The organism is Nocardia vinacea (genome assembly GCF_035920345.1).
Lineage (GTDB): Bacteria > Actinomycetota > Actinomycetes > Mycobacteriales > Mycobacteriaceae > Nocardia > Nocardia vinacea_A.
In genome coordinates this window covers 271,787-287,475 of the sequence record NZ_CP109149.1, presented here as the reverse complement: position 1 = coordinate 287,475, position 15,689 = coordinate 271,787, and the positions used below count along the sequence as shown (strand labels likewise).

The window sequence follows — 15,689 nt, the reverse complement described above, 5'->3', positions numbered from 1 at the left end:
CCATCCGGCGCCACCTCCTCGCCCCGCAACCGGAGCGGCATCATCATCACCAGGTGAAGAGCACTTTCCCGACGCGGTCGGGCTGGGTCGCGTGGACCAGGGCATCCTGGTACTTCTCCAGCGGATAGGTAGCCGCGATGGGGACCCGTAGGACACCTTCGGTGACGAGCGCGGCGAGGCGGGTATAGATGGCGATGACCTCCTCACGGGGAGCTGTGTCCAGCCAGCCCTTCTGCCAGAAGCCCCGGACGTGGAGATCGCGGAAGATGAGGTCGCCGGGCCGGACGACGACCGGGGCGCCGCTCATTCCGCCATAGCTGACGAGGGTGCCCCCGTGGACGAGCCGGGGAGCGAGTTCCGCGACCACGTCCCCGGCGGTCGCGTCGAGCAGCAGCGAGATCCGCTCGTCGCCGAGCGCCTTCTGCACTTGCTCACCGAGATCCGGCCCACTGACGACTACCGCGTCGGCGCCCAATTCCAGCAGCTCCGCCGCGACCTCGGGCCGGCGCACCACGTTGAGGGTGCGGTAGCCGGCCAGCCCGGCCAGGGTGATGACGGCGCGGCCCACCGCCGAATTGCCGCCGGTCTGTGCGACCCACGCGCCCGGCGCGAGATCGACGAAGCTACGGAGCAGGAGGTCGGCCGTCATCGGGTTGACTCCGAGCATCGCCAGCTGGAGGACGTCGGCCGCCGGATCGACCACGATGGCGTCGTCCTCGTCGATCGCGATCTGGTCCTGCCACGTGGCGTGCTTCAGGGTGGGAACGATCATGACGCGTTCGCCGATGCGGGCGGGATCTCCGCCAGCGCCGACGGCGACGATCCGGCCGACGCCCTCGCTGCCCAGAGTGGCGGGCAGGGCCGGGCGATGCCCGTAGTGCCCCCTGATCAGGAGCAGGTCCGACGGGTTGATGGGGGCGGCCTCCAAGGCCACGAGCAGCTGTCCGGGTCCGGGTTCGGGAGCTTCCGACTCGATGAGCTCCGGAGCCGTGGTCGGCTTCCCGAACGCGCGCAGTTGCAACGTCTTCATTGTGACCTCCGGTCAATGATGGAATGCCCGAATGGTGGGTCTTCGAGCAGCTGGGTATGGGTCTGGGATCGCCCTTACGGCAGGACCAGCCATATTCCGGCGGCCGCGGCAGCGCACAGCGCGAGGGTGGCCGCGACGGTCGGCGCGATGCGACGGTCGTTCGGTAGGAAGCGGAAAAGCCTGGACAGCGTGATCATCGCCGCGGCCGGTGGTGCGGCGCGCCAGAAGTCACGCAGGGCTCCGCGACCGGCGGCGTCCAGCGCGACATCCGCGTACACCGCCATCCGGATCAGGGCTCGTATCGTCTGCCCCACGTTGGGCCGCGAGGGTGCCCGGCCCGCGACAACGGCACGCAGTGCGTCCTCGAGCGGCTCCCGTCTGTTCGACCAATGTGCCCGGAACACGATGGTGCCCGAAGGGTCGATGATGTACGCCGAGCTGGGACGCGTACCGAACGCGCGGTGCACCGTACCGTCGATATCGTCGACGGCGACCTCGAAGGCGAAGCCGTGATGGCGCCCGAGAGCGCGCGTATTACGCATCTTCTCCTCGATCGCGCTCGGCTGCGGAATATCCGCACCGGGGTGTGCCTCGCGAACGTTCACCACGACGAACCGGATCGCGTCACCGTACCTGCGGTGCAGGTCGAGCAACCCCGGCCCGGCGCTCTCGGTGACCGGGCAGGTCAGTGAACCGAAGACGAGCAGGACGGGACGACCATCCGCGACCATGCTGTCGGTACTGAAGCGGCCACCCTCGATCGTGGGCAGGTCGATCCGAGGGATCGGGTCTCCCACTCCCAGGTCGTCCCTCGGGATACGTAGATCGCGCATGATGACCGAGAAGGTCGGCCGGTCGAAGCGGTAGCGCGCGCCGCGGGTGGTGCTCGCTGTGCTCATGGTGCACTCCTCACATGGGGCGCCCGAAGATGCACGAAGTCCCGGGCAGTTGGGGCCGCTCTCGCCGTCGCGCGGCACCGCTCCCACGCCTCGTCGAGGGCATCACGTTGACCGATTGTCCGCCACCTGCGGCGAGACGTTCGAGGCGATCAGTTGCGGACAAAGACAAACCTACGAATGCGTGACGGCGGCTCATAGGACGATTGCGTCGTACCGAGGTACGGGTGTGACACCGCCGGGCTCCGTGCCCGCTTGATCGCGGGCGCATCGGCCCGATGGTCCGGGGACGTGTACGGCTGTTGACCATAACGACTAGACGATTTAGTCTAGTCGCGCGTCCCACGTTGCCGGACAAGGACGTTGCTGGACAAGGAGCCTTCATGAGTCAGACCGCAAGCCCGGCGAGGTCACGCTCGAGACCGACGGCAACATCGCGATCATCACGGTCGGGAACGAGTCCACAATGAGCTCCTACACGTCGCACGTCGAAAAGGCTTACGCACTAAACCTTTTCGAACTAGACGATAGCGAGAAATACGTGAGCTACTTTCGCCGTGCGGCAGTGGACATTCCGAAACATGGCGGCCGATCGCACTCGGCCGTTTCCGGGCCGACGTGACCGGCGACATCGCGCCCCGGCAGATGCTCGTTCTCAATGATTGTCCTGATGATCGATTAACCAGCCACCCGGAGGCTCCGATCATGTTCGGCCTCAGTGGCATCCAACGAGAGAGGTAAAGAAAATGAGCGAGAACTCGCGCGGGGGAAAATTTTACGCGCTGAATCTATTCGACGTGGCCGACGAGGAGAAGTACCTTGCGTATTTCAGCCGTTTGCCCGAAGCGGCTCCGCCATATGGTGGTCGAATGGTGGCGCTCGGCCGCTTCCGAGACAACGTAGCTGGTGACCTCGCGCCACGGCAGGTTCTGTTTCTCGTTGAATGGGAGTCCGAAGAGGCGTTCAACAGCTTCCGAGACGATCCAGACTTGGCCGACTATCATCCGCTGCGGGAAAACTCGACGGCTTCCTATATCTGGCAGACGTTCGATGGTCCCGATATGAGCGACCCCAACCTTTCGCTCGACGATGTACTGAGGGTGCTCAAGCCTTGAGTCTCCTCAGTGGCGCGTGCAGGTTAGGTAGTCATCGGTAGATCGCGTAAGCGCTCGGCTAGGGTTCCTCGGCGAGCGTTTTGCATTGGCGGCCGTTGATCCCGGGGCGGCGTGGTTCGCGTCGTATGAGTGGGGACTGAATGTCTTCGATATCAACGTCTTCGGCGTCATCCGGATGACGAATGCGGCTTTGCCGCATATGCGGGCGCAGGGCATCGGGCGCATCGGCCCGACGGTCCGGGGACGTGCGCGGCTGTTGACCACAACGACTAGACGATTTAGTCTAGTCGCGCGTCCCGCGCGAACTCACCATGGACAAGGAGCCTTCATGAGTCACGACCGCGAGCCCGGCGAGGTCACGCTCGAGACCGATGGCAACATCGCCATCATCACGGTCGAGAACGAGTCCAAAATGAACTCCTACACGCCGGCCATGATGCGTCAGCTCGCCCAGCACCTGACCACGTTCGACGAGGACGACTCCCTGTGGGTCGCGGTGTTCCGCTCCGCCGGGAAGCACACCACCGCAGGCTTGGACATGCCGAAGTTCTTCGGTCCCGGCGCAGACGCGGACATCGACCCGGCTCTGGTCGATCCGTTCGCGCTGGGGCGGCGGGCAACCAAGCCGATCGTGGCCGTGGTTCAGGGCATCACCTTCACCGTCGGCATCGAGATGATGCTGGCCGCCGACATCGTGGTCGCCGCCGACACCGCGCAGTTCCAGCAGCTCGAGGTCGCCCGCGGCCTCGCACCCCTCGGTGGCGCCCATTTCCGTTACCTGACCCGGACCGGATGGGGCAATGCGATGTACCACCTGCTCCGGGCCGACAAATTCGACGCCCAGCGCGCCCTCGACCTCGGCTTCGTCCAGGAAGTCGTGCCTTTCGGCCAGCACATCGAGCGCGGGATCGAACTGGCCCGCGAGATCTGCGCCAACGCCCCACTCGGCGTGCGAGCCACCAAGGCGTCCGCCCTGAAGTACCTCGAACAGGGCGAGCCCGCCGCCGTCGCCGCGATCGACGACGTCAAGGGCGCCGTTTTCGACAGCCACGACTTCCAAGAGGGAATCCAGTCGTTCATCGAACGCCGCCAGGCCAACTTTCAGGGCAAGTAGTTACGGCGAGCAGCGGACACGACCCCACTCCGGCAACCCGACTACTTCCCCAAGGCGTAAGGAAAGTGACATGAGTTCCGACCTGTTCCCCGTGGCCGGTAAGAACGGAAACCCGACATGACGAATCTGAGCTTCGACTACACCGGCCGCACCGTGGTGGTGACCGGCGCCGGGCAAGGGATCGGCAAGGAGATCGGCGCGTTGTTCGCACGCGCCGGCGCCGACCGGTCGGCAGCCGCGTGCGAGGACATATCCGACTGTTGGAAGTCACCGACATTTCGGGTGGCGTCCAGTTGATCAGCCAAGTCACCATCGAGCACCAAGGATCGGACCGGCCGGTGTGCGTGGCCGAGTCGGTGACCAGAATTCTCGCCTGAACCGCCCACTTGGGCCGTTCCTCCGTGCCTATCTATCGCCCGTTGTTGCGGAGATCGTCGAGGAGCTCTCGAGACCACGGCGTCGGATGCGCGTGGGGTCCTACCAACTGCAGTGCGGCCATCGCAGTCAGTAGGATCCCATCGGCAATAAAATGGTCGGCGACTTCGATTGCTTGCTTGTCGACCAAAGAATGGGCCACCTCGTAGAACCGTCCGAAACGGTTGCGAACAGCTTCGCGAATAACTGGATCGAAATTCGCGGCGAAGCCCTGTGACAGCACAGACAGCTCCTCGCACTCGGACAGCACGGCAGCTAGAGCAGTGGGCTGTAGTTCACTACTCTGCCCTTGCTCGGCGCCGGCCTGGGCAGCAGCGCGGTCGAGGAGACTGCCTTCGAGCCGGTCCCACGCGCGGTCCACGACGGCGAGAAACAGGTCCCGTTTTCGTCCGAATAGTCGAATTACATACGGCTGAGAGATTCCTGCTCTCTCGGCGATCTCCGACGTTCCGGTAGCGGCGTATCCTTTTTCCGCGAAAATCGACAAAGCCACGGAGAGCACCTGCTCCCTTCGCATATGCGCGCTCATTCGATTGTTGCGGGAAGTCATCGGCCGGTAATCATCGAGGACATATCGGCGAAGGTCGTCATCGAGTCCACTCGGACTAGTGCTGTCGTGCCGAGTGCCCGGACCCGGACGTCCACTCCATTGAATGCCGCGGTGCCCGAGGGCAAGTCGATTCCGCCCGGACCCGTGAGGACGTTGAGGTTGGCTCCCGGATGCTCCGCGTCGCCACGTACGCCGACGATGTTGCCGTCTTCGACCTTGATTCGCAGGCCGCGGGCCACCTCGCAATGGGGGCAGGTGGCCAGATGTTCGCTCATGCTTTCTTCCAGAACAGTCGGCCGATCGCGGCGAGCGCCGGGATGGCCAGTCGTCGTTGCAATCCGGCAGGCAGACCGAGGGCCAAGACGTCGACGCCGGTCTCGTGCACGATCTTCATGAGCACCGGCAGTGGGGGCTGGCCGCGTCGGGTGAGCTGCCCGCTCCGAGTCAGCCGCCCCACACGTAAGCCGAACTCGATCCACGCCGGAACGGCCGGGGACAGCAGCGAAGTGACGGTTGCGGGCCCAGCCTTCGTCGCCCATGGGTCGGCATGCACTGTGCCGGCCGGAAACAGGAAGACGTCGCCGGCACGGGCGGTACGCCAGCTCCCGCTCTGCAGATAACGCACTTCACCGTTACGAACGAAGTGCACCTCGTCGGTGTGTGCGTGCGAATGCGGCACGAGGAACCCGGCGCCCGCCCGGAACGACCGATCGAGGCATGACCACCACGTTCCGTCGAACCAGACATTGGTGCGCAGGGTCACCTCGGCGCGCCCATCGGGCGAGCGGTACCGCGCGACGACAAGCGGCGGCAGCGGTGCCGACAACGGGTCGGCTGGCACTCGGACGGCCATGGTCTCCTCTGTCCTGGCAAGCCCGTGATGAGGGCCTCCAGCCCGGTGGTCGGTTTCAGTCGTTCTGCTTCTTCCGTTTGAACGCGGTAACCGCCGACACCACCAGCGTCGAGGGGTTGGCGTGGTCCGGGAAAAGAGACTGCATGTGGGCGATCAGTTCGCGCGCGTTCGCCAGGCTATCGACGTTGGCGACGAATTCCTGCAGGTAGTCACGCGTTTCGTCGATGCAATCGGCCGGGTCGCCGAGTTCGGGGCGCTTGTGTCCGGCGACCACCGTTGTGGGGTTCAGCGAGGCGAGGTGGTCGACGCCGGCGATCCAGTTCGGCCAGTCGTTCCGATTGGTCATCGCCAGCATGGGGTTGACACCGTTGTAGACCACGTCTCCAGCGATCACCGCTTGCAGGGTTGGGATATGGAGGATGGCGGTGGGCGCGGTATCGGCCTGCTCGATCTCGATGGCCACCACTTCCACACCATCGATGGTGAGGACGAGGTTGTCGAACGGCTCGGGTGCCGCGGCGTTGTCGAGAGCCAGCCCGCCGAGGAAATCCCGGACGTAGGCGCGATCACTGTCGAGGTTGGCCGCGATGGCCTTGGCCACGGCCGGTACCGCCACCGCGCGGGCTTGCGGGAACCGGTTCAGCAGCCGCTCCAGACCGAAGTAGTGATCGAAGTGTCCGTGGGTGATGAAGATCGTGGTCAGCTGCTTGCCGGAATCCTCGATCAGATCGATCACCTCGTCGACATCGGCGGCGAGGAACTGCGTGTCGACGAGTATCGCTTCGGTCGGTCCGGTGATCAGGGTCGAGGTGGTGGGCGAGAACTGTCCACCGCCCGGCAAGTCGAATGCTTGGCAGGTGTAGACGTTTATTGCGAGATCGCTCATGCGGATTCGTGCTTTCTGTGTTCTTTGCTTCGAAAAATGTGCGGGCGAAATCTGCTCAGGACAGTCGTTCCAGGACCATGGCCATGCCTTGACCGCCGCCGACGCACATGGTTTCGACCCCGAATTGCTTGTCGTAGGTCTGGAGGTTGTTGAGCAGGGTTGTGGTGATGCGGGCGCCGGTCATGCCGAATGGGTGGCCCAAGGCGATCGCGCCGCCGGAGACGTTGAGCTTGTCTTCGTCGATGCCGATTTCGCGTGCGGAGCCGAGAACCTGGACCGCGAATGCCTCATTGATCTCGAACAGATCGATATCGGACACCGACATCCCGGCCAGCGCCAGCGCGCGCCGGGTGGCCTCGACCGGACCGAGGCCCATGATCTCCGGCGACAGTGCCGAGACACCGGTCGACACAATTCGCGCCAACGGGGTGAGTCCGAGTTCCGTGGCCCTGGTGTCGGAAATGATGACCAATGCGGCGGCGCCGTCGTTGAGGGGGCAGGCATTGCCGGCGGTAATGGTGCCGTCGGGGCGGAACAGCGACTTCAACCCGGCGACGACGTCGTAGGTGGTACCGGGCCGAGGGCCGTCGTCTGCAGTGACGACGGTGCCGTCGGGCAAGGTGATCGGCGTGATCTCTCGGCCGAAGAAGCCGGACTCGACCGCCGCGACCGCGCGGTTCTGGCTGCGCACGGCCCAGCGGTCCTGCTCTTCGCGGGTGATGCCGGTCATTTCGGCGACATTCTCGGCGGTCTGGCCCATGCCGATGTAGATGTCGGGGAGCAGTCCCTCCTTGCGCGGATCAACCCATTCCGGTGCGCCCGCAGCGGACCGTGCTTCGGTCCGTTCGATCGCAGCGGAGAACCGGTCGTTCATGGTGTCCGGCGAGGAGTCCGAGGCACCCTTGCCGAATCGGCTGACCGTTTCGACGCCGGCGGAGAGGAAAGCGTGTCCTTCTCCGGCTTTGATCGCATGGAACGCCATTCGGGTCGTCTGCAACGACGACGAACAGTAGCGGTTGACGGTGGTGCCGGGAACTGTGTCGAGTCCGGACAGCACACTGACGACCCGGGCCATGTTGTATCCGCCCTCACCTGCGGGCGAGGCGGTGCCCAGGATCAGGTCATCGATATCGGCCGGATCGAGCGCGGGCACCTTCGACAGTGCCGCGCGCACGATCTGGGTGGCCAGATCGTCGGGCCGCATCGGAATCATCGACCCTTTGCCGGCGCGCCCGATCGGGGAGCGTGCGGTGGCGACGATTACGGCTTCAGGCATGGTTGTTCCTTCGGTGGAATGTGGCGACGGGCGCATCGATCACCAAGCGGCTCATACGATTTCGCCTGCACGGATGGCCTCGGCCAGGGCATGGACACGGCTGAGGTGATGAGCGCCGTAGAAGTCGGCCTCGGTCAGGCGCTGCCGGTCGGCGGTGGACAGTTCAGGGTGGGCGAGCACGGCGGTGACCATGCGGCCGTGCATCCACGCTCCGGCGAGCAGGCTGAGCAGGGTCAGGTAACTCACCGATCCGGCATAGGCGTCACGCGGGTTCGCCGCGGCCAGGGACAGCAGTGCCTGCGTGGTGTCACGTGCCGCGCGCAGGGCGCGTTCGAGCCGTTCGGCGGTGCGCGTCGCCACCGGGTGGCCGCCGGATCGAAGCGGAGCAAGGCTGGAGTCGATCAGTTCGAAGAACCGCCACGCCGCCGCACCATCGGCGCGAATCAGCTTGCGGCCGATCAGATCGTTGGCCTGAATCGCGGTAGTTCCTTCGTAGATCGGCATGATTCGCGCATCGCGATAGTGCTGTGCCGCGCCGGCTTCCTCGATGAAGCCCATGCCTCCGTAGACCTGGACGCCATCGGAGGCGATGCGCACCGCCTCCTCGGTGAACCAGCCCTTGAGGATAGGAACACCGAATTCGGCCAGCTGACCGGCCTCGGGCGAGTCGGCGCGCTGCGAACGGTCGAGCCACTCGGCCATCTGCATCGAGAAGCCGCGCATCGCCGAGATCGAACTCGACATCGACAGCAGCAGGCGGGCAACGTCGGGGTGCTCGGCGATGGGGGTGCCCGCCGGGCGTCCGACCACGCTGCCCTGCACCCGCTGCTGGGCGTAGTCGCGGGCCTCCTGGTACGCGAGGTCGGCCAGACCGAGGCCCTGCAGCCCGACACCGATGCGCGCGTTGTTCATCATGACGAACATCCCCGCGAGGCCACGGTGCAGATCCCCGACGAGATAGCCGGTCGCGTCCGCGTAATCCAGCACGCAGGTCGGACTGACATGCAGGCCGAGTTTGTGCTCCAAGGCGACGGTGGTGACGCGATTGCGCTCACCAATACCGCCTTCGCTGTCGACCAGGAACTTCGGCACCACGAACAGCGACAGCCCACCCAACCCCGCGGGCGCGTCCGGGGTACGCGCGAGCACCAGATGCACGATGTTGTCCGTCAGATCGTGATCACCCCAGGTGATGAAGATCTTCTGCCCGGTGACCGCCCACGTGCCGTCCCCTTTGGGGCGGGCAATGGTCCGGATCGCGGACAGATCGGTGCCGGCATCGGATTCAGTCAGGTTCATCGTGCCCGTCCACTCGCCGGACGCGATCTTCGACAGATACACGTCCTTCAACTCGGGACTCGCGGCCGAGTTCAAAGCCGCTGCCGCACCGGTCGACAACAGCCAGCACACCGAGAACGCGGGATTAGCGGCGAACCACAGCTCCGAGACCGCTTGACGGAGCAGGAAAGGCGCGCCCCCACCTCCGATCTCGGACTCGAGGCCGAACCCGACCCACCCGGCCCTGGCGACGGCCTGGTAGGCATCCTGGTAGCCGGCTGGGGTTCGCACGACACCCTCGGACAGCACACTGCCGACACGATCGCCGACCGTATTGAGCGGATGCAGCTTGTCGACCGCGAATTCCGCTGCGGCGGTGAGGACTTCGTGAGCGTCGCTCGCTTTGAGTTCGCCGTCGGTCACGGCCTCGAGAATGTCCGAGCCGAGGACTTCGCTATAGAGGAAGTCGTAGTGGGCGATGGGGGCTTTGTACACGGGGCGTGGCCCTTCTAGAACTTGAGACCGATGGTTGTGGTGAGACCGCCGTCGAGCGGGATGACCGCTCCGGCAATGAAATTCGAGGCGCGAGAGCTGAGGAACACCGCCGTCGCCGCGATATCGGCGGGTTCGCCGATTCGACCGACCGGGGAGGCCGCGGTCAGCTGATCGCCGGCCTCCGACAGCAGCGCTGCCGTCATCTTCGACGGGAACGGGCCGGGCGCGATGGCATTGACCAGAATGGTGGGCGCCAGCTCCGCGGCCAGGTGGCGCGTGAGGTGGTGGATGGCGGCTTTGGACGCCGAGTAGGAGAAGTTGGGTACGCCCGGCACTGTCAGCCCGTCGATGGAGCCGATATTGATCACTCGGGCCGGGTCCTGTTCGGTGGACGCCTTCTCCAGTAGCAGGCGCGCCACGCGGGTCATCGTGAACGGCGCTTTGACATTGGCGCCCAGCACCCTGTCCCACGCGGCGCCGGGAAACTCGTCGAGCGGCGCACCCCAGGTGGCACCGGCATTGTTGACCAGCACGTGCAGCTTCGGTTCGCGAGCCGCGATCGCGTCGATCAATGCTTGGCACTGCTCGTCGTTGGTGACGTCGCACGGGATGGCGTGCACCTCACCGAATTCCGAGAGGGCGGTCGCCGCCTCGGCACAGGCGGCCTCTTTCCGCGAGGTGATGTACACGCGGGCGCCTGCCCTCAGGTATCCCTCGGCGATCATGTAGCCGATGCCTCGGGTACCGCCGGTGACCAGGACCGTCTTGCCTGACACAGAGAACAGTTCAGGGAACATGGTGTCCTTTCCGGAGTACAGGGTCGTCGGCGGCAACCCGTTCGTTGAACGGTAGAGAGCGATCGCTATCGTCGTCAAGTCTGGCACCGACTTTAATGCAACTTGTTGCACAATTTCCACCCGGGGTCGATGATCGTTGTCGCCGGCCTGTCCCCCACGACGGTGTTCGGACAGCTGAGCGCGGACGCATGGTCATCCGCGAATGCATGGCCATCTACACACCCAAGCTGGGAGAGAAACGACAATGACCCGAGTAAACGATCGATCGATGGCGGGCCCAACCGAGGCCGAGCTGCACTCGGCGGGACTGCGGTTCACGCACAGCGGACCGATCGCCGAGATCACGCTGTGCAAACCGGAACGGCGTAACACGCAGTCTCCGGCAATGTGGCGGGCGCTCGCCGTGTTAGGACAGACGATGCCGGCCGATGTTCGCATTCTTGTCGTGCGTGCCGAAGGGCCCAGCTTCTCGGCTGGTTTGGATCGCTCCATGCTGAACGCCACTGCCAACACCGAAACCATTGCCGGTCTGCTCGATGGTCCCGATGTGACCATCGCGCGGAAGATCCGTGAGTACCAAGACGGTTTCATGTTTCTGCGCGACTCGAACTTCATCTCGATCGCCGCTGTCCAGGGACACGCCGTCGGTGCCGGATTCCAGCTCGCCCTCGCGTGCGATCTCAGGATCGTGGCCGACAACGCGGTCTTCTGCATGAAAGAACCCGCCCTCGGACTGGTGCCCGACCTGACGGGACTCACTCCCCTGGTTCGGCAGGTCGGGTACGGGCGCGCACTCGAAATCTGCGTTCGGGCACGCAATGTCGACGCCAAGGAAGCAGAAGCCCTGGGATTGGCGCACTGTGTGGTGCCTGCCGACAATCTCGAGCGCGAGGTCGAGGACTGGGCTCGCGGTCTGTTACAGGCGGACACCGGTGCCGCTCGCGAGACCAAGGCGCTACTGCAGTCGGCCGAGATCTCGGACAACGACCTGCAACGCCAGCTCGAGGGCGCGGCCCAGGCGCGCCTGCTGCGCGCCCTCTTCGCAACCACGGACGGCCCCGGCCGACAGTTCTGAACCGGATTCCCGGCACATCCGTTCTGTCCGAACCATGGACCGCCATGGTTCGGACCGAACACGAATCAACACGGGCTCGACGACGGTCAGATCCTCGAGGCCAGTTCCGCGCCCTCCCGAATCGCGCGTTTGGCGTCCAGTTCGGCAGCGACCGACGCCCCGCCGATGAGATGTGTGGGTATCCCCCGTGTCAGCAACTCGTCGTAGATGTCACGCTCGGGCAATTGCCCGGCACACACTATTACCGTGTCCACGTCCAGCGTTGTGGCGCGGCCGTTCACGGTGATATGCAGGCCGTCGTCGTCGATGGCCTCGTAGGTAACTCCGGACATCATCTCAACGCCGCGCGACGCGACGTGTGCCCGGTGGATCCATCCGGTGGTCAACCCGAGGCCCGCACCCACTTTGTCGGTCTTTCGCTGCAGCAAATAGACCCGGCGTGCGGAACCGAGTTTCGCCGGTGCCCGCACTCCGCCCGGCACGTGCGGATCGATATCCACCCCCCAGTGCTGGAAGAATTCCGCGCGAGGATCGGTATCGGAAGATTCCTCATTCGTGATGAAGGCGGCGATATCGAAACCGATGCCGCCGGCACCGATGATGGCGACTCGACCACCGACCGGTGCCGTCCCGCGAAGCACATCGACATAGCTGACTACCGACGGATGCGACGCTCCAGCAATCGATATGCGGCGTGGCTTCACTCCCGTCGCAAGGACAATCTCGTCGAAATCCTCTGACAGCAGCAACTCGGCGCAGGCCTGCGTCTTCAGCCGGATCGAGACGCCCGCCTCCTCGAGTTCACCCTCGTAGTACCTGATCGTCTCGCGATACTCCGACTTACCCGGAATACGCCATGCCAGATCGAACTGCCCGCCGAGCGTGGGGCGGCCTTCGAACAGTGTCACCTGGTGGCCCCGTCGGGCGGCAAACGAACTGAACGCCATCCCCGCCGGTCCGGCCCCCACCACGCCGATGCGTTTGTATGTCTTCGGTGGCGTGGGCAGCAGCGTGAGCTCATGGCCCGCGCGGGGATTTACCAGGCAGGTCGTGGTCTTTTCGGCCAATGTATGGTCGATGCACGCTTGATTACACGCGATGCAGGTATTGATGCGGTGCGCCCGCCCGTCGCGCGCCTTGTTCACGAACTCCGGATCCGCCAGCAGCGGACGCGCCATGGATATCAGATCCGCGCCACCGCTGGCCAAAATCTCTTCGGCGAGTTCGGGGGTGTTGATCCGGTTGCTCGCGACGACCGGAATGTTCACGGCCGCAGTAATTTTCGCCGAATAGTCCCGGAACGCGCCTGCGGGTACCGGCGACGCGATCGTCGGAACACTCGATTCGTGCCAACCGATACCAGTGCTCAGCATCGACACCCCCGCCTGCTCGAGTCGCCGCGCCAGTTCAATCGTCTCGGCGAAGGTGGAGCCCTCGGGAACCAGATCGGTGACGGAGATCCGGAACGAAATCAGCATGTCCTCGCCGACGGCCAGGCGTGTGCGGCGCACGATCTCGACGGCGAACCGTGCCCTGTTCTCGAAGTCCCCGCCCCATTCATCGAGCCGGAGATTGGTACGGGGCGCAAGAAATTCGTTGATCAGATAGCCCTCGGATCCCATGATCTCGACGCCGTCATAACCGGCGGACCGCGCGAGCACGGCCGCGGCCGCGAAGTCGTCGATCGTCTCTTCGATCTCGGCCGGGTCCATCTCGCGCGGAACAAAGCGATTGATCGGCGCTCGCACGGCACTCGGCGCCACTAAATCGGAATGCTTGGCATAGCGGCCGAAATGCAATAGCTGCAGTGCGATTCGACCGCCCGCGTCGTGCACCGAGCGTGTCACCAGCAGGTGCTGCCGCACGTCCTCGGCGGTGGACATTGTCGCGCCCACCGCGAACGGCCTGCCGGCGTGGTTCGGTGAAACGCCGCCGGTGACGATGAGGCCGACGCCGCCCCGTGCACGCTCGGCGTAGAACGCGGCCATCGTCTCGAATCCGCCTTCGACTTCCTCCAAGCCCAGATGCATCGAGCCCATCACCACCCGATTCGGCAGGGTCAGCGGCCCCACTTCCAGCGGTTCGAACAGTCTGCGGAAGGCGGTCATCGATCTCGTCCTTTGTTAGCGGCTAAGTGGTGTCTTGGCGCGAACCCTAGCTTTTATGCAACTTGTTGCACAAGTAGAAATGGGGTGGCCCATGAGTAAAGTTGGCGGCGCTATACGTCGCCGAAACATCAACGGAGGTCAGCGGTCGATGTCGCTGAGGTGCGCGATCCTTACGGCGCTCATGGAGCGCCCCTCCACCGGCAAGGAGCTGACACGACGCTTCGACTCATCTATCGGCTACTTCTGGCATGCCACCCACCAGCAGATTTATCGTGAACTCGGGAACATGACCGACGACGATCTCGTCCAGCCGCATGCCAGCCAGGTGAAAGGCAGAGGCGCACCTCGCGCGTACGAGATCACCGAAACAGGCGTGCAATATCTACGAGGATGGGTTAGCACCGGGCAAGAGCCGGTGCCCCTCAGGGATCCGTTGTTGGTGCGCCTGCGCGCCGCCGCCGTTCTGGGCGACATCGACCTGAGCGACGATATTCAACAGCATTTGGACTATCACCGGTCCCTTCTCGAGACGTACCGCGATATCGAGGACCGAGACTTCAACGGCCCCGCAACGACACGTCGAGAGCGCCTCCAGCACCTAATCCTGCAGGCAGGCATCGACATCGAACTGTCCTGGGCCGAATGGTGCGCGAAGGCGGCAGAGCAACTGGCGATAGAGCGGGCCGAGAGGCATCGTCGATCGTCCTGACCCACGACGCGGCTCGGTTGACCGCCTCTTCACAAATCCTGGCACACCCATACCAGTAGACGGCGCACTCGTTCTATCAGAGTCCGGTCGTGCATTCCTAGGTTGGCAGTGTCCGACACACAACCCGGCGTGAAGAGGAAAGCACATGAATCGCGAAGACATCGAGTTCAAGGGTGAGGGTGGTGTCACCCTCCGCGGCTGGTTCTACCCGGCGCAGAACACCAGCGGCCCCGCGCCGGTCATCGTCCTGGTGCACGGAATGTCCGGCGTCAAGGAAATGCACCTGGACGACTATGCGAGCCTCTTCGCCGAAGCCGGCCTCAACGCGCTCGCCTACGACCACCAGAACTTCGGTGACAGCGACGGAACTCCTCGCCAAGAGCTTGACCCGGTCCTGCAGTACCGCGACTTCCGCAATGCGATCACCTACGCGACCACTCGCCCGGAGGTCGACCCGTCGAGGGTCGGCATCTGGGGCACGAGCTTCGCCGGTGGACACGCTCTGATGGTGGCGGCGATCGACAAGAGGGTGAAGGCAGTCGTCGCCCAGGTGCCCTTTATCTCGGGTCCGGCCACGTTGGATCGGCTGATCCGGCCGGACTTCCTGCCCCACGTCCGCGGGAACTTCGACGCCGACCGCCACAATCGGTTCAACGATGGCGAGCCCGCGATGCTTGCGACTGTCTCGCCCGACCCGATGGGGCAGGCCGCGATGCCGCAGCTCGATGCCTACGAGTGGTTCACCAAGACGGCGGCGCTGCGCGCCCCGAACTGGAAGAACGAGATGACGGCGCGCAGTCTGGAGCTGGCCGGCGAATACAACCCCGGCAGCTTCATCAGCCAGATCTCGCCCACGCCGCTCCTGATGATCGTCGCCGACGAGGACGCGTGTACGCCTTATGCTCTCGCACTCGACGCGTACGAGCGAGCCCGGGAGCCGAAGCAGCTCATCGTCACCCATGGCGGACACTTCGACTTCTACACCGGCCCCGGCTTCGACGAATGCGCCGGAGCCGCGCGCGACCACTTCGTCAAGCACCTCCGAGCATGAGGCTCTGCCTCGTGGAGGAGT

General features: G+C 64.6%; 16 protein-coding genes. 6 read left to right on the top strand and 10 right to left on the bottom strand.

Annotated elements, in window-relative coordinates:
• Nucleotides 1-46: 46 nt before the first annotated feature.
• Together OIE68_RS01270 and OIE68_RS01265 are read right to left on the bottom strand one after the other, a co-directional pair.
• The gene (locus tag OIE68_RS01270; RefSeq protein WP_327097536.1) at nt 47-1,030 is read right to left on the bottom strand and encodes a zinc-dependent alcohol dehydrogenase family protein; all 984 of its coding nucleotides are present in this window, start codon (nt 1,028-1,030) and stop codon (nt 47-49) included.
• Between the two features lie 74 nt (nt 1,031-1,104).
• Nucleotides 1,105-1,929: a TlpA family protein disulfide reductase gene (locus tag OIE68_RS01265; RefSeq protein WP_327097535.1), complete on the bottom strand. Its 825-nt coding sequence runs from the start codon at nt 1,927-1,929 to the stop codon at nt 1,105-1,107.
• A gap of 743 nt (nt 1,930-2,672) precedes the next feature.
• On the opposite strand from OIE68_RS01265, the gene OIE68_RS01260 reads away from it, so the two are divergent.
• From OIE68_RS01260 to OIE68_RS01250, 3 genes are all read left to right on the top strand, one after another.
• On the top strand, nt 2,673-3,041 hold the full coding sequence (locus tag OIE68_RS01260; RefSeq protein WP_327097534.1) for a DUF1330 domain-containing protein: 369 nt from the start codon (nt 2,673-2,675) through the stop codon (nt 3,039-3,041).
• Between the two features lie 328 nt (nt 3,042-3,369).
• Nucleotides 3,370-4,155: a crotonase/enoyl-CoA hydratase family protein gene (locus OIE68_RS01255; RefSeq protein ID WP_327097533.1), complete on the top strand. Its 786-nt coding sequence runs from the start codon at nt 3,370-3,372 to the stop codon at nt 4,153-4,155.
• Nucleotides 4,156-4,272: 117 nt separating this feature from the next.
• A complete protein-coding gene (locus OIE68_RS01250) occupies nt 4,273-4,452 on the top strand; it encodes a hypothetical protein (RefSeq protein WP_327097532.1) in 180 nt (59 codons plus the stop codon).
• A 112-nt stretch (nt 4,453-4,564) separates the two neighbouring features.
• Here OIE68_RS01250 and OIE68_RS01245 read toward each other — a convergent pair whose 3' ends face one another.
• The 7 genes from OIE68_RS01245 to OIE68_RS01215 are packed head-to-tail and all read right to left on the bottom strand — an operon-like array spanning nt 4,565 to nt 10,725.
• Nucleotides 4,565-5,140 (bottom strand): TetR/AcrR family transcriptional regulator, encoded by a 576-nt coding sequence (locus tag OIE68_RS01245; protein ID WP_327097531.1) that lies wholly within the window; start codon nt 5,138-5,140, stop codon nt 4,565-4,567.
• Nucleotides 5,137-5,415, bottom strand: coding sequence for a hypothetical protein (locus OIE68_RS01240; protein WP_327097530.1), 279 nt, complete (start codon nt 5,413-5,415; stop codon nt 5,137-5,139). The genes OIE68_RS01245 and OIE68_RS01240 overlap by 4 nt, the downstream gene beginning before the upstream one ends.
• On the bottom strand, nt 5,412-5,993 hold the full coding sequence (locus OIE68_RS01235; protein ID WP_327097529.1) for a cupin domain-containing protein: 582 nt from the start codon (nt 5,991-5,993) through the stop codon (nt 5,412-5,414). Before OIE68_RS01235 ends, OIE68_RS01240 begins: the two co-directional genes overlap by 4 nt.
• A gap of 55 nt (nt 5,994-6,048) precedes the next feature.
• The gene (locus OIE68_RS01230; RefSeq protein WP_327097528.1) at nt 6,049-6,879 is read right to left on the bottom strand and encodes an MBL fold metallo-hydrolase; all 831 of its coding nucleotides are present in this window, start codon (nt 6,877-6,879) and stop codon (nt 6,049-6,051) included.
• Nucleotides 6,880-6,934: 55 nt separating this feature from the next.
• On the bottom strand, nt 6,935-8,155 hold the full coding sequence (locus OIE68_RS01225; RefSeq protein WP_327097527.1) for an acetyl-CoA C-acetyltransferase: 1,221 nt from the start codon (nt 8,153-8,155) through the stop codon (nt 6,935-6,937).
• Between the two features lie 51 nt (nt 8,156-8,206).
• Nucleotides 8,207-9,928: an acyl-CoA dehydrogenase gene (locus OIE68_RS01220; protein WP_327097526.1), complete on the bottom strand. Its 1,722-nt coding sequence runs from the start codon at nt 9,926-9,928 to the stop codon at nt 8,207-8,209.
• Between the two features lie 14 nt (nt 9,929-9,942).
• On the bottom strand, nt 9,943-10,725 hold the full coding sequence (locus OIE68_RS01215) for an SDR family oxidoreductase (RefSeq protein ID WP_327101548.1): 783 nt from the start codon (nt 10,723-10,725) through the stop codon (nt 9,943-9,945).
• Between the two features lie 268 nt (nt 10,726-10,993).
• On the opposite strand from OIE68_RS01215, the gene OIE68_RS01210 reads away from it, so the two are divergent.
• On the top strand, nt 10,994-11,800 hold the full coding sequence (locus OIE68_RS01210; RefSeq protein ID WP_327097525.1) for an enoyl-CoA hydratase/isomerase family protein: 807 nt from the start codon (nt 10,994-10,996) through the stop codon (nt 11,798-11,800).
• An 86-nt stretch (nt 11,801-11,886) separates the two neighbouring features.
• Here OIE68_RS01210 and OIE68_RS01205 read toward each other — a convergent pair whose 3' ends face one another.
• Entirely contained in the window at nt 11,887-13,908 is a 2,022-nt protein-coding gene (locus OIE68_RS01205; protein ID WP_327097524.1) for an NADPH-dependent 2,4-dienoyl-CoA reductase, read from the bottom strand.
• A 91-nt stretch (nt 13,909-13,999) separates the two neighbouring features.
• Between OIE68_RS01205 and OIE68_RS01200 the strand changes: the two genes are divergently transcribed.
• Entirely contained in the window at nt 14,000-14,617 is a 618-nt protein-coding gene (locus OIE68_RS01200; protein WP_327097523.1) for a PadR family transcriptional regulator, read from the top strand.
• A gap of 145 nt (nt 14,618-14,762) precedes the next feature.
• Nucleotides 14,763-15,668: an alpha/beta hydrolase gene (locus OIE68_RS01195; RefSeq protein ID WP_327097522.1), complete on the top strand. Its 906-nt coding sequence runs from the start codon at nt 14,763-14,765 to the stop codon at nt 15,666-15,668.
• The last annotated feature ends 21 nt before the right edge of the window (nt 15,669-15,689 follow it).